Origin of the sequence: Streptomyces sp. NPDC086023, from assembly GCF_044540325.1 — a bacterium.
GTDB lineage: Bacteria > Actinomycetota > Actinomycetes > Streptomycetales > Streptomycetaceae > Streptomyces.
Window position 1 is genome coordinate 53,375 of record NZ_JBITRX010000027.1, and the last position, 16,598, is coordinate 69,972.

Consider the following 16,598-nt stretch of genomic DNA (forward strand, 5'->3'; position numbering starts at 1 on the left):
CTCGGCGCCGGAATTCCGTGCGGCTCAGCGCAGGAGCCACTGGCGGGTCAGCGCCATGACCTCGCCGCGGCTGCGGCCGCCGTGGTCCACGTGCAGGAAGTGACCGGCGATCCGGACGGAGAAGGTGAGCAGGCAGCGGACCTCGACGTCGTCCTCGTCCGGGCAGAAGGAGCGGTAGAGGGAACGCAGGTACTCCATGCGGCGGTTGTCCACCCGGCGCAGGCGCTCCGCCACGGCCTCGTCCCGGCGCGCCCAGTCGCGGACGGCGAGGTCGGCCGCGGTGCCCAGGGCCGGGTGGCGCTCGCCCCCGGCGGCGATGGTGAAGAGGTGGTCGAGTTTGGTCCGGGCGTCCCCGCCGCCGCTCTCGACCTCCTCGATGACCGCGTCGGCGACCGCGCGCTCCCAGGTGTCGAGCATCTCGGCCAGGAGCGCGTCCCGGTTGCGGAAGTAGCCGTAGAACCCGCCCTTGCTGACCCCGAGGGCGGCGGCCAGCGTCTCGACCCTGACCGCGTCCGGGCCCCCGGCGGCCAGCGCCTTCAGGCCCTCCTCGATCCAGGCGCCGCGCGGCGTGCGGATCGCGCCCATGGATGTCTCCCCTCGGGTTCCCCACCCGTCTATACGGTGCCGTATAGACGGTGCTAGCGTAGGTCTATACGGCATCGTATAGACAGGGGTACGGCTGATGAGACTTCCCAGGTCCGCACACACCTCCCAGCCCTGGAGGATCCACGAGATCGCTCCGGACTTCACGGTCGAGGACGTCTGGGCCCTCCCCACCCCCGGCGGCCCCGACGACCTCGCCCGGCTGGTGGACCAGTTCGCCGACGGCAACGGCGAACCGATCCGGGCGCCCGTCACGCGCTTCCTCTTCGCCGCGCGCTGGAAGCTCGGCGAGTGGTTCGGCTGGGACAGGGAGGACAGCGGCGTCGGCGGACGGCTCACCACCCTGCGGGACCGGCTGCCCGCGGACCTCCGGGCCGGGAACAGGGGCCCCGACCTGCGCGCGGTCCCGTTCACCTCGGTCTACCAGACGCACGACGAGTGGGTCGCCGAGATGGGGAACAGGACCGTGCACGGCCTGATGCACATCGGCTGGGTGCCGGACGGCTCCGGCGGGTACCGCGGCCAGATGGCCGTACTGGTCAAGCCGAACGGCCGGCTCGGCGCGCTGTACATGCTGGCCATCAAGCCGTTCCGGTACGCGGGGGTCTACCCGGCGCTGATCCGCGGCATCGGCCGCGAGTGGGCGGCGAACGGAGCGAACGGAGCCAAAGCCGCCGGGCGCTGACGGACCGTGACGGGTACGCGGCCGTTCGGGGCACTCCTCGTCACCGTCCGTCGTCGCAACGCCGGGTGCGGGCGGTCCTGGTGTTCCCTGGAGCCGAAGGGGGCGGCAAGGGACGGGGAAGGGCTGGTTCATGCGACGTGCGCCCGCGGTCGGTGTGGTTCTCGGTCTGCTGCTGGCAGGAGGCGGCTCCGCGTACGCGGCCATACAGCCCCGTGTCGTGACGGAGCATCATGCGCCGGTCGGCGGCGACCGGGTGGACATCGCCCACGGCGGCACGATCGACGCCGGGAGCAGCAGGACCGTCACCGTCAGCGCGACGGCCGTCGCCGCCGGCTCGGCGACCGACACCGCGGAGGTCCCGTGGCCGTCCGACCCCGCCCCCGCGAACAACCGGGTCCAGGAGACGACGACCCTCACGCCCGGCACCCCCGCCCCGACGCTGTGCTTCGGCCTCCCGGCGACGATCACCGGCACGTCCGGCAACGACCGCATCAGCGGCACGTCCGGGGACGACGTCCTCGTCGCCGGTGACGGCGCGGACAACGTCAACGGCCGGGGCGGCAACGACCGGATCTGCGGTGGCGCCGGCGACGACAGTCTGAACGGCGGCGGGGACGACGACCGGCTCCACGGCGGTGCCGGGCAGGACACCCTGACGGGCAGCGGTGGCGGCGACACCCTGCTCGGCGGCGACGGTGACGACGAACTCGGCGGCGGAGCGGGCGCCGACTCCCTCGACGGCGGCGCCGGGACCAACGTCAACAACGGCGGATCGGGCACCGACACCTGCCGCAACCCCTCTGCGGGACGCGGCTGCGAGGCGTAGCCTCCCGCTCGAACGGACCGAGGGCGGCCCCCTGGCGATGCCGGGGTGCCGCCCTCGCCCTGTACAGCCCGGCTCAGTACAGTCCGGCGTAGACCTGCCAGCCGGTTGCGATCCGGACGCGGGAGCCGAAGGTGCCCTTGCCGGTGCCCGCATAGCGCCAGACGACGCCCGAGGTGTCGCGGGCGATCAGGTCCGCCCGGCCGTCACCGGTCAGGTCGCCCACGCCGACGAGGGCGTTGTATGCCGTACCCCAGTTGTCGGCGAGCTTCACGGGCGCGGCGAACTTCCCGCCGCCCAGGCCGCTCATCCGCCACAGCTCGTTGCCCGTGTCGTGCAGGACCAGGTCGCCGTGGCCGTCGCCGTTGAGGTCGCCGGCACCGGTGATCCGCTTGTAGCCCTTGTACGCGCCCGGGACCTGCGTCCGCGCCGCGAACACGCCGTCGGCATTGCGCGCGTACAGGTACAGCGCGCCCGTGGAGGCGTTGCGGGCGACCAGGTCGCCGCGCCCGTCTCCGGTCACGTCACCGGGCGAGGTCAGCACGTCGTACTGGTTCCACCCGGTGCCGATGAGCTTGTTGGCGGTGGACGGGGTGACCGCCCTGCCGCAGGAGGGGGTGTACCGGCGCAGCTCGCCGGCCGGGTTGCGGACCAGCAGGTCGTTGCACCGGTCGCCGTTCATGTCCTTGATCGGTACGGGGCGGATCCCGGCGGGCCAGCCGGAGCCGGTGGCGGTGCCGTTGAACGCGCCCTTCCCGTCGCCGTACACGAAGCGGAGGCCGCCGGTGGTGGTGTGGGCGAGGACGTCGCCGGTGCCGTCGGGCCACTGCTCGAAGTTGCCGTAGTCGTGCGGGGCGGCTCCGCCGTGGGAGATCCTGCCGGTGCCCGAAGCGACCGTGACGGCCGATGTCGTCCCGTACGGGACCGCCTTGAGCGTCCAGCGGTAGCCGCCGTTGGGGGCGTAGGCGCCGGCGGCCGATCTTCCGTCCCATTCCACGGTGAACCTCCCGGGCCTCGCCCCGCCCGAGAGCGTGCGAAGAGGAACGCCTGCCAGGTCGGTGAACGCCATGCTCCAGAAGGCGACCGGGCGATTGAGCAGGAACTTCCAGGCGGCCGGGTCAGCCGTCGGGTCCACACCCGCAGGTACGGTGTTCCGCACCATCGCAAGGGGGGACGGCGCGACGCCCGCCGACTTCACGTGGACCTTCTCGTCCTTGTCGACCCAGGCGACCAAGTTGGTGTACTCGTCCACGGCCCACCGCACTCGGCGATCCAGGGCCATCCCCTTCACCGGCTCGAGGGCGGCCAGCGTTTCGCTGACCCCGGTTCGGGCGTCGGTCAGGATGAGAGTCTTGGCAGTGTGATCATGACGAACGGTGAAGCCGTCGCCCAGCATCACGTCGCCGGCCGGGGCGGCCTTGGACGAGCCGGATACGGTGTCAAACACACCCGCGGGGCCCGCACTGCCGCAGCTCCAGTACACCCAGCGGCCGCGCGCCTGGAGCTCCTTGGGCACACAGCTCGCGCCGGTTTCGACCGTGGTCGGCCCACCCGACAGAGTGTTGAGCCGCTCCAGCCGTCCGGCCGTGGTCGTGGCGCTCCACAGGATGTGGCTGCTCAGGGCAGCAGCACGCACCGATCGCACCAGCAGCGTCTCGTGCTCCGTGTAGAAGACGAACCTTTTGACGAACTGCTTGGGGGTGGCTCCGCCCGTGTTGAAGACCACGTAGCCGTCGGAGACGTCGACGAGAGCATCTCCGGGCGTGCGCCCGAAGCTCAGGCTGTGGCTGCTGTCGAGGGTCTTCAGGTAGTGGTGTTCCATTCCGTCGACCGTGGTTCGCCGGTGGACGACATCGCCACCCGACCCCGCGTTACCCCACAGCGGAGTGCACTCGAGCGAGGCCACTGGGCAGAGCGCCACGGTCTTCGAACCCGGAATCCGGTCTGACGCGGTCAGCCGGCCGTCGGCCGTCGAGGCCACTTCCCACACGCTCGTGCGGGCAGCCGGAGCCAGAGCCGGATGGGCCTCGGCCACCCGCAGCACGCCGCGGCTGATCGCGATGCCGGTCTTGCGGTAGCCGGGGCCCGGCACCTGCGCCAGCTTCGCCGGCAGCGGAGTGCCGTCGGCGGCCCTGCCGATGCGCTGCACCCACCAGTCCGCGGCGTTGGTGCCGCCGACCGCGAGGACGCGGCCGTCGGGAGTGGGGACGAGGGCGGTCAGGGCAGCGGGGAGGACGGTGCGCTCGGCGCCGCCGGCGACCGGGGCGGCGTACAGGGCCTCGTACTCGCCGTGGATCAGCACCCAGTCGCCGAGCAGGGCGGCGGACTTCGGCTGGTACAGCTCGCTGTTCTCCTCCTCGAAGGAGGCCGTCTTGGCGGGGCCGGTCAGGGCCGTGCGCCCCTTGGTGACCAGGTAGGGGCCGTCCAGCAGGCCGGCCCGCGTGCCGTCGAGCAGGGGCATCGCCTCCTCCGTCGCGTCGAAGGCGTCGGTGAGGACGGCGGAGGCGAAGTCGACGTACCCGGCGCGGGTGTCGTCGAACTCGCCCTCCTCGCTGACCCGGTACTTCAGCAGCGCGCCCGCGGTGTCACCCGCACCGCCGGGCCACACGTACACGCTGACGGTCTCGCCCTGCGGCAGGCCCGTGACGGTGCGGTCGCGCCGCTCGCCGGACGGGAAGTCGGTCAGCACCACGGCGGAGGTGGAGAGGTCCTGCGTGATCACCGTGGAGCCGAACGTGCCCACGTACTCCCGGCCCTGGAGGTCCACCGTGACCGGCGCCGCGCCGTCGGGGCGCCAGAGGGTCAGGCTCTCGGGGGCGTCGTCGTTCGGCAGGGCGACCAGGTCGGCGCCCTGGCCGTACCACCCCTGGGAGGGGCTCGCCGGCACCGGGGCGGTCGCCGGGAGCGGTACGCCGAGGAGGTCGGCGTACCGGGTCCAGACCGGGGCGCCGGCGCCCGGCGGGACGTGCAGGAAGCCGGTGGTGCCGGAGGCGAGCAGCCGGTCGTCACCGGGTTCCGCGTTCGGGTCGGGCGCGTCCAGGACGAGCTCGGTGACCGGCGGCACGGCGGTCGCGGCGGCGGCAGCCGCACCGGGGCCGGCGAACGAGGCGCTGGTGGCGGCCAGCAGGCCGAGCGCGAGCAGCGCCGGGACGGCGCGGCGCACGCGGGTGTGACGGGGCAAGGCGGCCCTCCGGGGCTTCAAGCGCGGGAGGGCGTGCCGGACCGGGCGCGTGCGCGCCGGACCGCCCGGGGCCCCCACTGAGAATGGCGTGATCCTAATCGGACGGTTGGCCGAAACCGTGAGGGGGCCGAGTCGGTGGGCGGATTGACCGCGGGTGGGCGTTTCGGGCCGCGCAGGCCGGTCCCGGGGCCCCTACTCCCCCGGCGGCGGCGCCGTCGTGGCGCGGATGACGAGTTCCGGGTCGAAGAGCAGTTCGCCGTCCGGCACCTCGCGGCCGCCGACCAGCGCCAGGACGCTGCGCCCCACCTCCAGCGCCAGCCGGTCGGCGGGCTGGCGGACCGTGGTCAGGGGCGGGTCGGTGAACTCGGTGATGGCGGAGCCGTCGTACCCGACCACGGACACGTCGTCGGGCACCGAGCGCCCCTGCCGCCTGATCCCGCGGATCGCGCCGAGCGCCATGTAGTCGCTGGCCGCGACGATCGCGGTGGCGCCCTGGGCCAGCAGGGGGGCGACCGCCGCCTGGCCGCCCTCGACGGAGTACGACTGGCGGATCACCCAGCGCTCGGCGTCCTCGATGCCGCGCCGGGCCATGGCCGCCAGGAAGCCGCGCACTCGGCGGTCGGCGGGGTGGTTGCCGGACGGGCCGGAGGCCATGCCGATGCGCCGGTGCCCGAGCCGGTGCAGGTGGTCGACCGCCAGTTCGGCGGCCAGCACGTCGTCGGTGGAGAACACCGGGGTGGGCACGCCGTCCGCGAAGACGCCGTTGATGCCGACGTACGGGACCCGGCGCTGGCGCAGCATCTCGTACGTGTCGGTGTCCGCGCCCTCCAGCGTGTTGGAGGCGGAGAGGAAGACGACCGCGGCCACGCCCTTGTCGACCAGCGCGGAGATGAACTCGGGCTCCGGCACCCCGCCGGGGAAGGCCGGGCAGAGCACGGTCTTCAGGCCGTGCGGCGCGAGGGCCGACTCGATGCGCTCGGCCACGTCCGCGAAGAAGGGGTTGGAGACGAAGCCGGTGACCACCGCGACCAGCTGGCCCTGGGTCTGGCGCTCGTACCCCAGCTCGGCCATGGCCTGCTCGACGGCGTCCCGGGTCTTCTTCGACACGCCCTGACGGCGGTTGATGACCCGGCTGACGGTCGCCTCGCTGACCTGCGCGCGGGCTGCGACGTCGGTGATGCCGACCTTCATCGCGGTCCTTCCGTGATCGTGAGCGACGCCAGTCCGCCGCGGGGCACGGCCAGCGGGCCGGGCCCCTCCGGCAGGACGGCCGGAGCGTCCCCGATCATACGGCCGTCCGGGGCATGGACGACGACCCGTACGGGCGCCCCGCCGCCGCGCACGTCCAGCATCAGCCGGTCCCGTTCCGAGCCGTTGACCAGCTCGATCGTCCGGTACGCGGCCAGGTCGACCGGCACCACGAGGTCGCCGTGCACGCTGATCAGGCTCCGGTCCCCGGCCGTGACGCGGACCAGGGGGTAGAGGGTGTCGGGGCGGCCGGGCTCGACCTCGCCGTCCAGCAGGAGTTCGCGGTTCCGGTGCCACCGGCCGAGCCAGAAGGCGAGCACCGCGCGGTGTGCCTCCGGGATCCGGTCCAGGAGTACCGAGATCTGCGGCACGGCGTGGAAGGCGCCGATCAGCTGGCGGGCCACCGCCTCGACGGGTGCGTCGGCCGACCACATCAGCATGTCGGAGTGGACGGCGCCGCCGACCGCGAGCAGGGCGGTGTCCAGCGTGCGGACCCGGTTGGCGGTGGCGTCGGCCGGGCAGTCGAAGGAGCGGAGCATGGTGCCGTACGGGGTCATCCCGGGTCCGGTGTAGGGCTGGCGGAGCTCCAGCAGGACGTCGGGGCGCACGGCGGTGAGGGCGTCCCGTACTTCGGTGAGCAGGGCGGTCATGGCGCGTCCCACGTCCCCGCGCCCGTCCCCCGCGTACACCCGGGCCTCTTCCAGGAAGTCGAGCTTGAGTCCGTCGAGGCCGTGGTCGCGGACCAGTGCGGTGCACACCGCGACGACGTGGCGGCGTACCTCGGGGCGGCGCGGGTCGAGCACCAGCGCGCCGGGCACTCCGGCGGGCTCGGGGGCGTACGGCTCCCAGGCGCCGCGGCAGGCCGCGTCGGTGCCCAGCAGCAGGGGGGCCACCCAGGCGAGGTAGCGCAGGCCGAGGGCCCGCACCCGGGCGACGTGTCCGGGGAAGTCGGGGAACTTGGCCGGGTCGGGGCGCCAGTCGCCGCAGCGCGCGTAGCCGCGGCCGTGTCCGCCGAGCTGCCAGCCGTCGTCGAGGATCAGCGCCCCGCAGCCGAGGCCGGCGGCGAGGGCCGCCTGGGTCTCGACGGCGGTGGCGCTGACGTCCTGGTTGAAGGCGTACCAGGTGGAGTAGACGGGCGTGCGGGCCCCGTCGGGGACCGGCATGGGCGGGAAGGCGCGGGCGAACCAGGACCGCAGGGTGCGCAGGGCGGTGGCGACGGAGGGGGCGCGGGGCACGAGCAGCACCCGGTGGGGCGTGTCGGCGGGGGGCAGCGTGAGGTGGACGACGTGGGTGTCGTTCTCCTCGGAGACGCCGAAGCGCAGGGCGGCCTCGGGCACCGGGTCGGCCGCGGCGAAGGTGAGGAGGGTGGCACCGGAGTGGTCGTACAGGCAGCCGGCGGCGTGCCCGTCGACGAGGGAGACCCGGGAGCGGCCGGCCCAGTCGGCGAGCAGGGTGCGCCGCCAGCCTCCCTGGGGGTGCCAGTAGCCGGCGGCGTCGCCGAGTGGGACGGAGAAGCGGATCTCGACGGGCGCGCCGTCGGCCCTGACCTCCAGCAGGTGCGGCCCGTCCGGGAGTCCGGTCAGGGTCCAGCGGGGCGGGGTGGCGGCGCCGGGGGCGAGGACGGCGAGCGAGACCTGGTCGAGCAGGGGTGCGTACGGGGCGGGCGGCAGCAGGGCGGTGGTCACGGGCTCGGTGGCGGGCGAGGGGTCGGGCCCGTCGTGGGGCCCGGGCACGGGCCGGGTCACGGGCTGGGGGTGGGGGTGGGGGTGGGGGTGGGACTCGGGCTGCACGGTCACTCCTTCACGGCGCCGGCGAGCAGGCCGGACACGAAGTGGCGCTGCAGCGCCAGGAACACGAGGGCCATCGGGATCGCCGCGACGGAGGTGCCGGCGAGGATCGCGCCGTAGTCGGTCTCGTCCAGGCCCTGGAGGGAGGCGAGGGCGACCGGGATGGTGAACGAGGCGCCGTCCCGCAGCACGATCAGCGGCCAGACGAAGTCGTTCCACTGGTAGAGGAAGAGGAAGACGGCCAGGGCGGCGAGGGCGGGCCGCATCGGCGGGAGGGCGACGCGCCAGAACAGGCGCAGTTCGCCGCAGCCGTCCATGCGGCCGGAGTCGAGGAGTTCGGCGGGGAGTGCGGCCATGGACTGGCGCATCAGGAAGATGCCGAAGGGCAGGGCGAGGTGGGGCAGGATCACCGCCTGGGGCGTGTCGAGCCAGCGGAGGTCGGCCATCATCGTGAACAGCGGGACCAGGGTGACCTGGGCCGGGACCACGAGGCCGAGCATGACCAGCGCGAAGAGGGCGTCGCGGCCCTTGAAGCGGTAGGTGGCGAAGCCGTACCCGGCGAGGGTGCAGACGGCGCCGGCCAGCAGCGTGTAGAGGGTGGCGTTGACCAGGGAGTTGAGGACCACGCGGCCGAAGCCGGCGGCGGTCTCCAGGGCGGCGAGGTTCTCCGCCAGCCGTCCGCCGGGCAGGACGGGCGGCGGGCTGTCGAAGATCTCGCGGGAGCTGTGGGTGGCGGCGACCACGAGCCACCCGAAGGGCACGGCGACCACGGCGAGTGCCAGGGCGAGGGCGGAGGTCAGCAGGAGGCTGCCGGCGCGGCGGCGGGCCGGGGCGCCGGGGGCGGGACGGCGGGTGGTGGGACGGCGGGTGGTCGGACGGCGGGTGGTGGTCACGGGCGCTCCCCGAGGACCCGGAACTGGATCAGGCCGAGCAGGCCGATGAGGACGGTGAGGGCGTAGGCGATGGCCGACGCGTAGCCGAAGTCGAAGAACTTGAAGGCGTTCTGGTAGAGGTACACGCCGATGGTGAGGGTGGCGTTGTCGGGGCCGCCGCCGGTCAGCACGTACGGCTCGTCGAAGAGCTGGAGGGTGCCGATGGTGGACAGTACGGCGGTCAGCAGCAGGGCGGGGCGCAGTCCGGGCAGCGTGACGTGCCGGAAGGCGGCCCAGGGTCCGGCGCCGTCGACGGCGGCGGCGTCGTACAGCTCGGCGGGTACGGTCTGGAGCCGGGCGAGCAGGATCACGGCGTTGTAGCCGGTGTAGTGCCAGGTCAGGGCGAGGCCGAGGGAGACGCGGGCCCAGAGGGGGTCGGTGAGCCAGGGCACGGGGCCGCCACCGACGAGTCCGAGCAGCCAGTTGACCAGCCCGTACTCCTGGTTGAGGAGGACCGAGAAGACGATCCCGTAGGCGACGAGCCCGGTGACCATCGGCAGGAAGAAGCCGAGCCGGAAGAGGGCGCGGGCGCGGAGCAGGCGGGAGTCGAGCGCGACGGCGAGCCCGGTGGCGAGGGCGAGCATCACGGGGACCTGGACGGCGAGGATCAGCGCGGTGTTCTCGAGGGCGGTCCAGAAGAGCGGGTCGTGCAGCAGCCGGGTGTAGTTGGCGGCGCCGGCGAACTGCTCCGTGCCGCCGGTGCTGCGGTACAGGCTGAGCACGAAGGACCGGCCGATCGGGTAGAGCCTGAAGACCGCGAAGAGCAGCAGGGCGGGCAGGAGGAAGAGGTACGGGGCGGCGCGCCCGCGGCGGCGCGGTCGGCGGCCCGCACCGGCGCCCGCGGCGGGCGTGGTGGTAGCGCGGGCGGCGGTGAGTGCGGCGGTCATGAGCGGACCTTGCGGCCCGTCTGCTCGCCGAGCCGGTCGGCTGCCTCCCCCAGCACCTCGGCCGGGTCGGCGCCCTTGAGCAGCACCTTGGTCTGGGCGTCGGTGACGAGCTTGAGGGCGCGGGCGTAGTCGGCGGTGTAGTTGGTGGCGGACTGGGGGGCCTTGAGGGCGGCCAGGAACACCTCCCCCTTCCGCTGGCCGCCGAAGAACGGCGAGGGGGCGTGGAAGACCGGGTCGTCGTAGGCCTTCATCAGGGCGGGGGCGATGCCCTTGCCGCGGTAGATCCGCACCTGGGAGGCCGGCCGGGTGAGGACGTACTCGACGAACGTCCAGGCGGCGGCCTGGTGCCTGCTGCTGCCGGCGACGGCGAGGTGGGTGGAGTTGACGGTGGCGGCGGTGGGGCCGCCGGGGCGGACGGCCGGGGGCAGGCGAACTCCCCACTTGCCGGCCTCGCCGGGCACCTGCTCCTCGATGATGCCTCCGAACCAGGTGGGGAGGGGCTGGACGGCGTTGGTGCCCTTCTTCAGCGAGCTCATCAGCGCGTTCCAGCCGCCCGCGAGGTCACTGACGAGGCCGGCGTCGTTCATGGTCTTGATGAGGGTCATGGCACGGACGGCCTCGGGTGAGCCCAGGGTGACGGTGCCGTCGAGGGCGAAGTAGAAGGCGCCCTGGAGCTGGAGCAGCATCTGGAAGAAGTTGGCGGCGTCCGGCTGGGAGGCGGGCTTGTCGATGCCGAGGAGGTGGGCGCCGGTCCTGGCCTTGATGCGCTTGCCGGCCTCGATGGTCTCGTCCCAGGTGGTCAGGGCGGCGACGTCGACGCCGGCCCGCTCGAAGAGGTCCGCGCGGTAGTAGAAGCCGGCCGAGTTCGCCTCCCAGGGCAGGGCGTTGACGCGCTTGCCGTCGGGGCTGACGGTCGCCCAGAGGCCCTGCGCGAAGGCGTTCTTGTGGGCGGTGGCGCCGAGCGGGCCGAGGTCGGCGAGGCCGCCGGGGAACTTCTCCACGTACCCGGGCAGGTAGTCGACACCGATGTGGAGCACGTCGGCGAGGCCCTGGCCGCCGGCGGCGAGCGCCGTGGTGATCTTGTCCCAGATGGCCGGGTTGCCGATGTCCTCGACGGTGACCCGGATGTCCGGAAACTGCCGGTTGAACTCCGGTACGAGGGCTTTGAGTTCGGCGGCCGGGCCCTGCCAGGACCAGACCGTGATGTCGCCCCTGCCCCGCTCCCCCGCGTGGCCGCTCCCGGCGTCACCGCCGCTGCCCGAGCAGGCGGTGAGCCCGGGCAGGGCGACGGCGAGGCCGCCGCCCATCCGCAGCACGCTTCGACGGTTCAACTCCATGTCCGGCCACTCCTGTTCGCCACGGCGGTGGTGCGCTGACGGCCGGAACTCAACCACGCCCATCCACCGACTTACAAGGCTTCATTGAAAGTTTTCAGTTCTGAGCCGCAATCGACTTTCGACAGATTCATTGCAAGCCGTCCATCGCGCTTGCTAGCGTGCCGCCCGCCCCGCCCCAGCCACCCCGTTCCGGGAGAACCCATGCCGCCGTCCCCCGTGTCCCTGCTGTCCGCGCTCGCCCTGCTGGCGCCGCTCACCGTCCTCAACCCGGGCTTCGAACAGGGCGCGGAAGGCTGGGAGTTCGGCCCCGGCACCGGCGTCGCCACCAACTACCCGCACGGCGGCGGCCGGCTGGCCTACCTCGACGCCGGGGCCGGCCGCACGGTCTCCCAGACCGTCACCGCGGCCGCCGCGGGCGCGTACGACGTCTCCGCCTGGATCGCGACCGGGGGCCCGAACGGCCGCTACGCCGCCCGCGTCAACGGCACCGAGCGGGCCGCCCTGACGCTGCCCGCCTCCGCCAACTACCGCCGCTACACGCTCAGCCGGATCTTCCTGGCCGCGGGCGACCGGCTGGAGATCCGCTTCGAGTCGGGCGACGGGTGGGTCAACGCGGACGACGTGATGCTCTCGCCCGCGTCGCCGGCCGACCCCGCCGTCCGCTCCTCGGACCCCCGGATCGTGGAGATGTTCGACTGGGCCAAGCGCAAGGCGAACAGCTGGGTGCACCTGCCCGGCACGCGCGGGCCGCTGAACGTGGACGAGCGGCAGCCCGGCGGCGACGGCACCGGCACGTACGCGCCCTCGTACTGGGCCGGCTACGCCAACCGCTCCGGGTTCTACTCACGCGACATGGCCCACCAGCTGGCCGGCGCCGGGGTCCTGGGCCTCCACGCCGAGAACAAGGCGATGCTCACCGCCTTCGCCGGCTCCGCCACCAAGCAGCACAAGTACTACCCCGTCTGGGCGTTCAACTTCGACGACAGCACCTACCTGTCCATCGACTACCGCAACCCCTCCACCTTCGTCCGCGAGGTGCCGGCCCCCTTCGAGCTGGTCCAGAAGGCCGAGGAGGCGTACCGCTGGAGCGGCGACCGGGCCTACCTCGACGACCCGAGGCTGTGGGACTTCTACCGGCACGCCACCGGCGAGTTCGTCGACCTCCACGACGGCCTCAAGGACAACGGGGCCGTGAAGGTCGCCGAGGGCACCGGCGGCGGCATCTTCCAGGGCACCGCCAGCTACAACGAGCAGAGCGGCGAACCGCTCGCGGAGGCCGGCGACGGCATCGGCTCCCAGTACCAGGCCTACCGGGCGATGGCCGCGCTGGCCCGCGCCAAGGGCGACTGCGTGCTGGCGAGCAGGTACGACCGCAAGGCCGGGGAGCTCAAGACGTACTACAACACGGTCTGGAGCGGCCCGGGTTCCGGCGCGGACATGGTCCGCGGCTACACCACCGACGGCCGGGCGCTGACCGGATGGGGCAAGGAGAACAGCTGGTTCATGCCCATGAAGCGGATCGTCGACCCCGGCCCGCGCCGCGAGGCCTACCTCGACTACATCGACGAGCAGGCCTCGGGCACGGACCGCCCCACCAACATCGAGGCGCTGACCTACCTGCCGGACACGTTCTTCGCCAACAACCGCAACGACACCGCCTGGAAGTGGATGAAGCACGTCTACGACCGGAAGGACGTCCAGCACGTCAACACCAGGCAGGGCACCAACGGCGACTACCCCGAGGTCTCCTTCACCCTCCTCGGCCAGACCGTCGAAGGCCTGATGGGCGTCACCCCCGACGCGCCGCGGCACGCGCTCACCACCCAGTCCCGGCTGCCCTCCGGCATGGACTGGCTGGCCCTCGACGGCCTGGCCGTGGGCGACTCCCGCTTCTCGCTGCGGCACGACGGCGCCACCGCGTCCGCGCTCACGCACGTCTCCGGCGGCGCCGCCTACACCTGGGAGGCCCGCTTCCCCGGCCGCCACGCCACGGTGACGGTGGACGGGGTGGCGCGCCCGGCCCGTACGAAGGTGGTCGACGGGGCCACGTACACCTACGCCACTGTCACGGTCGCGCCCGGCCGGACCGTGACGGCGCGGGTGGGTTGAGCCCTCCCGTCACCGCCCGGGGCCCAGCGCCAGGTGGTCCGCCCGGACCTCGATCTCCACACCCCCGTCCGCCGGCCGGACGGCGCCGGGGACGAGACCGGGCGGCAGCCGGGGGCGGTCCCCGCCGGCACCGGCGAGCAGGCCGCGCAGCGATCCGAGCGGCACGGTGACCGTGCCGCTCAGCGAGTCGACCTCGGCGCCGCCCTCCCCGGCCCGGGTCAGGCCCTCCAGGTGCAGCCGTACCGAGCCGGTGCCCTCGCCGACGGGCACCCGGTCGCCGCTGACGTCCGCCGCGTCGACGCGGCCGGTGAGGAGGGCGGCCAGGCCGGAGCCCGAGAGGCGGGCCGTGGTCTCCCCGAGCCGGGGCCGCAGGGCCGCCTCGACACGGTGCTCCACGGCGGCTGTGGCGGCCGACTCGGCCCCCGCGCCCGCCAGGACCAGGCCGGTCGGCACGGCGAGGATCCACACGGCCCGGCGGCGCCGGCTCCGTACGGGGGTCGGGGCGGGCGCCGCCTGCGGGGTGCGGCTCATGCTTCCGCCCCGTCGGCGGCGGGGCCGGCGGCACCCTCGGGGTCGAGGCGGGGCAGCAGCCGGTCGAGCCGGGCCGGAATCCACCAGTTGGCCCGCCCGAGGAGGTTCATCGTGGCGGGGACCAGGAGCAGCCGGACCACCGTCGCGTCGAGCACCACGCTCACGCCGAGGCCGAGCGCCAGCATCTTGACCACGGTGCTCGTGGACAGCAGGAAGGCCAGGAAGACACTGGTCATCACGATCGCGGCACAGGTGATCACGCGGGCCGTGGAGGCCAGCCCGGTCGCGACGCTCTCCTGGTTGTCGCCGCTGAGCAGCCAGTGCTCCCTGATGCGGGACAGCAGGAAGACCTCGTAGTCCATGGACAGGCCGAAGACGATCGCGAACATCATCATCGGCACGTACGACTCGACGGGCACCTTCTCGTGCACGCCGAGCAGCCCGGCGCCCCACCCCCACTGGAAGACCGCGACGACCACGCCGAACGAGGCGCCGATCGACAGCAGGTTGAGCAGGCCCGCCTTGAGGGCGACCAGCGGGCTGCGGAACACCGCCAGGAGCAGCACGAAGGCGGCCGCGACGACCAGGCCGACCACCAGCGGCAGTCGCTCTGCGAGCACGTCCCGGAAGGTCTGCTGGGCAGCGGTCTGGCCGGTGAGGTAGCCGGTGGCACCGTACGGGTCGAGCGCCTCCGGCAGGGTGCGGTCCTCCAGCCGGTGCAGCAGGGCGGCGGTGGCCCGGTCCTGCGGGGCGCTGTCCGGTACGACGGTGGAGACCAGCAGCGCGCCGTCCGGGGTCGGGGCGGGCCGACTGGCCGAGGCGACGCCGGGCGTACCTGTCAGGGCCCGGTGCAGACCGTCGGCGAGCCGGGCGCGCCCGGCCGGGTCCGTACCGTTCTTGTCCAGGGTGACGACGACCGTGACCGGGCCGTTGGCGCCGGGGCCGAAGCCCTCGGAGACCAGGTCGTAGGCGCGGCGTTCGGTGTACGAGGACGGCGACGCGCCCGCGTCGACGTGGCCCAGCCGCATCGAGAGCGCGGGTACCGCGAGCAGCCCGAGCAGGGCGGTGCCGAGCAGCAGGAAGGTCCAGGGGCGGCGGCCGACGACCGCGGCCCAGCGGTGCCACACGTCGCCGTCGCCGTCCGGCTCGTCCACGGGCCGCCGCACCCGGAACCGGTCGATGCGCCGCCCTGCCAGGCCCAGCAGGGCGGGAGTGAGGGTGAGCGCGGCGAGGGCGCCGGTGAGCACGGTGACGCCGGCGGCGACCCCGAGCATGCCGATGAAGCCGACGCCGGAGGCGAAGAGTCCGGCGAGCGCGGCGGCCACGGTGAGGGCTGCGACCAGGACGGCGCGGCCGCTGGTGGCGACGGTGCGGCCGGCCGCCTCCGCCGGGTCGGGCACGGAGTGCAGCAGCTTGCGGTGCCGGGTGACGAGGAAGAGCGAGTAGTCGAGGCCGACGCCGAGGCCCATCATCACCGCGAGGGTGGGCGAGACGGCCGCGAAGTCGAAGGAGGCGGCGAGCAGTCCGAGCGCGGCGAGTCCGGCCGCCACCCCGACGGCGGCGCTGATCAGGGGGAACGCGGCGGCGGCCACGCTGCCGAAGCCGAGCAGCAGGACGACCACCGCCGTGCCGACGCCGATGGCCTCCGAGGCCCGGTCGGCGGCGCCGGGGCGGTCGAGCCGGCCGAGCGGTCCGCCGTACTCGACCGTCACGCCGTCGGCGCGCAGGGGTGCGACGGCCTGGTCGACACGGTCGACGTACGTCTTCTCGAAGGCGGCCGGGCTGGAGGCGAACCGGACGGTGAAGTAGCCGGTGCGGCCGTCGCCGGTGAGGGCGCCGGGCGTGGCGAGGGGGTCCGCGACCGAGAGCACGTCGGGCAGCTGCGCCAGCCGGTCGCGGACGGTGCCCACGGCCGCGCGGTGTGCGGCGAGGGTTCCGTCACCGGTGGAGAGGACGACCTGCGCGGGGACGCCGGCGGCTTGGGGGCCGCCGTGGGCGTCGAGGAGTTCGGCGCCGGTCTGGACGGAGGTGCCGGGGAGGCTGAAGTCGTCCTCGTACCCGCCGCCCCAGGCGCGGTCGGCGCCGACGGCGGCCAGCAGAACGAGCAGCCAGAGGGCGATCACCAGCCAGGGGCGGCGGGCGCAGGACCGGCCGGTCCGGTGCAGCAGGCCGACGGAGGCGGGGGCGGGGGCGGGGGCGGGCTTGGACCCGGGCGGCGGGCCCGGCCGCGGGCCCGGTGGGGCGGTGCGGTCGGCGCGGTCGGCGCGGTCGGCGCGGTCGGTGCGGTCGGCGCGGTCGGTGTCGGTGTCGGTGAGGTACGCGGTGGTCTGATCGGTGGGCTTCGTCAACGGTGATCCTTGCCGGGGCGACGTCGGGACGGGCGCCTGCCGGATCTCCGGCCCGCACCCGGCAATGATCGTGGGCGGCCGGTGCGAGGCGGCCATGAGGGGATTGTCAGGGCTTTGTTAGGAGGGG

The 16,598-nt window shown here is 73.8% G+C and carries 12 protein-coding genes; 3 read left to right on the forward strand and 9 right to left on the reverse strand.

All coding sequences use genetic code 11. The features are described from left to right. Positions 1–24: 24 nt before the first annotated feature. Positions 25–585, reverse strand: a complete 561-nt coding sequence (locus ACIF6F_RS33835) for a TetR/AcrR family transcriptional regulator (RefSeq protein WP_399956125.1) — start codon at positions 583–585, stop codon at positions 25–27. A gap of 97 nt (positions 586–682) precedes the next feature. Here ACIF6F_RS33835 and ACIF6F_RS33840 point away from each other — a divergent pair, with 97 nt between their 5' ends. Further along, complete coding sequence (locus ACIF6F_RS33840) at positions 683–1,288, forward strand: DUF2867 domain-containing protein (RefSeq protein WP_399956128.1); 606 nt, start codon at positions 683–685, stop codon at positions 1,286–1,288. Positions 1,289–1,418: 130 nt separating this feature from the next. Further along, on the forward strand, positions 1,419–2,114 hold the full coding sequence (locus ACIF6F_RS33845; RefSeq protein WP_399956131.1) for a calcium-binding protein: 696 nt from the start codon (positions 1,419–1,421) through the stop codon (positions 2,112–2,114). Between the two features lie 73 nt (positions 2,115–2,187). Here the strand turns inward: ACIF6F_RS33845 and ACIF6F_RS33850 are convergent, their stop codons facing one another. From ACIF6F_RS33850 to ACIF6F_RS33875, 6 genes are all read right to left on the reverse strand, one after another. Then, positions 2,188–5,292 carry an FG-GAP-like repeat-containing protein gene (locus tag ACIF6F_RS33850; protein WP_399956134.1) on the reverse strand — a complete coding sequence of 1,035 codons (3,105 nt, stop codon included), beginning with the start codon at positions 5,290–5,292 and terminating at the stop codon, positions 2,188–2,190. Between the two features lie 192 nt (positions 5,293–5,484). Next, positions 5,485–6,483 carry a LacI family DNA-binding transcriptional regulator gene (locus ACIF6F_RS33855; RefSeq protein WP_399956136.1) on the reverse strand — a complete coding sequence of 333 codons (999 nt, stop codon included), beginning with the start codon at positions 6,481–6,483 and terminating at the stop codon, positions 5,485–5,487. Beyond that, complete coding sequence (locus ACIF6F_RS33860) at positions 6,480–8,330, reverse strand: glycoside hydrolase family 36 protein (RefSeq protein ID WP_399956139.1); 1,851 nt, start codon at positions 8,328–8,330, stop codon at positions 6,480–6,482. The genes ACIF6F_RS33855 and ACIF6F_RS33860 overlap by 4 nt, the downstream gene beginning before the upstream one ends. Before the next feature lie 2 nt (positions 8,331–8,332). Continuing rightward, positions 8,333–9,220 carry a carbohydrate ABC transporter permease gene (locus ACIF6F_RS33865; protein ID WP_399956145.1) on the reverse strand — a complete coding sequence of 296 codons (888 nt, stop codon included), beginning with the start codon at positions 9,218–9,220 and terminating at the stop codon, positions 8,333–8,335. Continuing rightward, positions 9,217–10,146, reverse strand: coding sequence for a carbohydrate ABC transporter permease (locus ACIF6F_RS33870; protein WP_399956148.1), 930 nt, complete (start codon positions 10,144–10,146; stop codon positions 9,217–9,219). The genes ACIF6F_RS33865 and ACIF6F_RS33870 overlap by 4 nt, the downstream gene beginning before the upstream one ends. Then, complete coding sequence (locus ACIF6F_RS33875) at positions 10,143–11,483, reverse strand: ABC transporter substrate-binding protein (RefSeq protein WP_399956151.1); 1,341 nt, start codon at positions 11,481–11,483, stop codon at positions 10,143–10,145. Before ACIF6F_RS33875 ends, ACIF6F_RS33870 begins: the two co-directional genes overlap by 4 nt. Positions 11,484–11,684: 201 nt before the next feature. On the opposite strand from ACIF6F_RS33875, the gene ACIF6F_RS33880 reads away from it, so the two are divergent. Beyond that, positions 11,685–13,592 (forward strand): hypothetical protein, encoded by a 1,908-nt coding sequence (locus ACIF6F_RS33880; protein ID WP_399956154.1) that lies wholly within the window; start codon positions 11,685–11,687, stop codon positions 13,590–13,592. Positions 13,593–13,601: 9 nt separating this feature from the next. On the opposite strand, the gene ACIF6F_RS33885 is transcribed toward ACIF6F_RS33880, so the two are convergent. Continuing rightward, the gene (locus tag ACIF6F_RS33885; RefSeq protein ID WP_399956157.1) at positions 13,602–14,123 is read right to left on the reverse strand and encodes an LmeA family phospholipid-binding protein; all 522 of its coding nucleotides are present in this window, start codon (positions 14,121–14,123) and stop codon (positions 13,602–13,604) included. Beyond that, positions 14,120–16,471, reverse strand: coding sequence for an MMPL family transporter (locus tag ACIF6F_RS33890; protein ID WP_399956160.1), 2,352 nt, complete (start codon positions 16,469–16,471; stop codon positions 14,120–14,122). Before ACIF6F_RS33890 ends, ACIF6F_RS33885 begins: the two co-directional genes overlap by 4 nt. Positions 16,472–16,598: the final 127 nt, after the last annotated feature.